The organism is Pseudomonas sp. PAGU 2196, assembly GCF_022179005.1.
Classification (GTDB): domain Bacteria; phylum Pseudomonadota; class Gammaproteobacteria; order Pseudomonadales; family Pseudomonadaceae; genus Aquipseudomonas; species Aquipseudomonas kermanshahensis.
Window position 1 is genome coordinate 1 of sequence record NZ_BNTL01000043.1, and the last position, 2,034, is coordinate 2,034.

The window sequence follows — 2,034 nt, forward strand, 5'->3', positions numbered from 1 at the left end:
GGGGTGTAACAGCACCCCCACGGCAGGAAGTGCCTACCAGCTGGTACCAAACGCGCTGACCAGGTCGAACCCCTGGACATGTTTCTGGTACCGCCGCGCGCTACGCCTCAGGCCCAGCGCAGACAGTGCCGGCAGTGACGCGCAGACCAGCCTCACGGAAGGACTGGCCCTCAGACGCGATGCGCTGATAGCCCTCGATGATGGGGCGCAGCAGGGAGTGCACCCCCGCGGGGAAGTGCTTGCGGTCCCCGGCCGGGCCATCACGCATGGTCTGCGCGAGCCAGGCAGTCATCAGCTCATCGAACGCAGATAGCGCACCGTTCAGGTGTGAGAGTTCATCGAGAACGGAGAGAGGCAGGATAGGATATGTGTCAGCCATGGTGGACCTCCTAACGGTCACAGTGGTTAGCGGGTCGGGGAAGTTGGCGCTTCTCCGGTCCCGCGACTACCCCGAAAACCCGGGGTGAAGTGAGGCACAAGCCCCAGACATGCACCTACACGGCCTCAGAGAGGCCCTCAGAGCTTGATTGGGCGTTGAGCCGTCGTGTGAGCAGGTGGAGCATGTAAGCCCTCCCAGAGGCGCCCATAGAGTCCGCGACCTGCAGGAGCGCATCCAGCTCAGCGGACGACTCAATGCGACGCTGCAGCACCTCAGCAGCGTTGAACGTGCGAGGCGGAGAGACCCACCCCAAATCTTGATTCTTGGCCCACATGGGAACACCTTCCGGACGCTGTAGCAGAGCAGGCGCCGCAATATGCCAGAAGAGTGCCTCGGGCTGTGCGGCATCCCGCAGTGTAGCGCCAGAGTCCTTGCAGGCGGTGACCTCGAACCGAGTGGTCGTAGGCAGCACCTCCCCCCGCACCTGGAGGGCCTCGAGACTCTTGTCGTAGACCCGAGCGGTGAAGCGAGCAGCCTTCGCGTGGCGACCGATGTAGAAGGTGCCGGACTCGCGCCCGTCATCCCGCACAGAGACCAGCCGGGAGATGGCTAGAGCCTTGCGAGAGAGGTTCGCCTTGCCCGTGGGGTGCCGTGCGCACAGGGACGGTATGACGTCTGCGGCATCGATCGGGAGGTCAAGCGCAGCGTCAACACGGGTGACCTTGTGCGGACTGGTACCCAGCAGGCTGAGATACTCCTCCCAGACGCCCTGCCCCCTGAACACCGAGCAAATGCCCCCCGAGGCAGAGAAGCGGGCGAACCCTGCACGATGGTCGATGGCAACGACCCCGTTGCCCATACCCTTGGGAGGACGGTACATCAACCGGCCACTGCGCTCCCTGGTCACAACAAGCCCAGCGCCGAGCAGGAACGTGTTCACCTCGGGGTAAGGGGCCTCGACGGGCGAGTACGTCGTATCGATGTAATCACAGATGATCGGGAGGCCTGAGGCGCCCGTTCTAGCGGCGTTCGGTGAAGAGATCATCGGCCATTCCCTTGAGCGATTCGATACGTTCCCGGACAACAGCCTCAGACTCACCGCGAAGACGTACAACATCCTTAGGGGTCGGGTTGATGGGCAACAGCTCAGCCAGCTCGCGGAGAACATGCAGCCCCTCAGGGAGCATCGAGCTAACCAACGCCGAACGCGTGATCGAGAGCCTTGCCGCGACGTAATCGAGGTCGTCAACGATCTCGGCTGGCAACGTGAGAGAGATCTTTGGGTGCTTCCTTCGCATGGTTTGGTCCTACCTGTTAGTCCTACCTAATGTAGCCCATAGGTGGGACCAAATCAAGGGCACTTCCAAAACAGCTCAAAGCCACAAAGCACAAGGGCCACAGCGGGTGGGGGGGCCACTACGGTGACTCGAATAGTCGGTATTACCCAGTCGACTATTCGCCGGATGGCCAGTGCGCCTCAGAGAGACCTGACCCCCGTGTTACTACGTGGGGGTTAGGCACACCCCGAGAGCGAGAAACTGACGCGCTGCGCTTGTCGGCTGGGCGTGTGCGGCGCCCCCGCCCACGCGATGCTTGGCGGGGACCCCACCCCCGCCCAGCCCCCAGGCGAGAGTTGGGGGTGTAACAGCACCCCC

3 protein-coding genes are annotated in these 2,034 nt (G+C 63.0%); all 3 read right to left on the minus strand.

The window, feature by feature from the left end:
- Positions 1–100: 100 nt before the first annotated feature.
- Entirely contained in the window at positions 101–379 is a 279-nt protein-coding gene (locus tag MFF34_RS26945; protein ID WP_238217580.1) for a hypothetical protein, read from the minus strand.
- 115 nt (positions 380–494) lie between these two features.
- Entirely contained in the window at positions 495–1,424 is a 930-nt protein-coding gene (locus tag MFF34_RS26950) for a hypothetical protein (RefSeq protein WP_238217582.1), read from the minus strand.
- On the minus strand, positions 1,399–1,677 hold the full coding sequence (locus tag MFF34_RS26955) for a hypothetical protein (RefSeq protein ID WP_238217584.1): 279 nt from the start codon (positions 1,675–1,677) through the stop codon (positions 1,399–1,401). Before MFF34_RS26955 ends, MFF34_RS26950 begins: the two co-directional genes overlap by 26 nt.
- Between the last annotated feature and the right edge of the window lie 357 nt (positions 1,678–2,034).

Bases quoted from the DNA above. Each gene is read 5' to 3' on its own strand.
- MFF34_RS26955 (WP_238217584.1), bottom strand. From the start codon at position 1,677: ATGCGAAGGAAGCACCCAAAGATCTCTCTCACGTTGCCAGCCGAGATC.
- MFF34_RS26945 (WP_238217580.1), bottom strand. From the start codon at position 379: ATGGCTGACACATATCCTATCCTGCCTCTCTCCGTTCTCGATGAACTC.
- MFF34_RS26950 (WP_238217582.1), bottom strand. From the start codon at position 1,424: ATGATCTCTTCACCGAACGCCGCTAGAACGGGCGCCTCAGGCCTCCCG.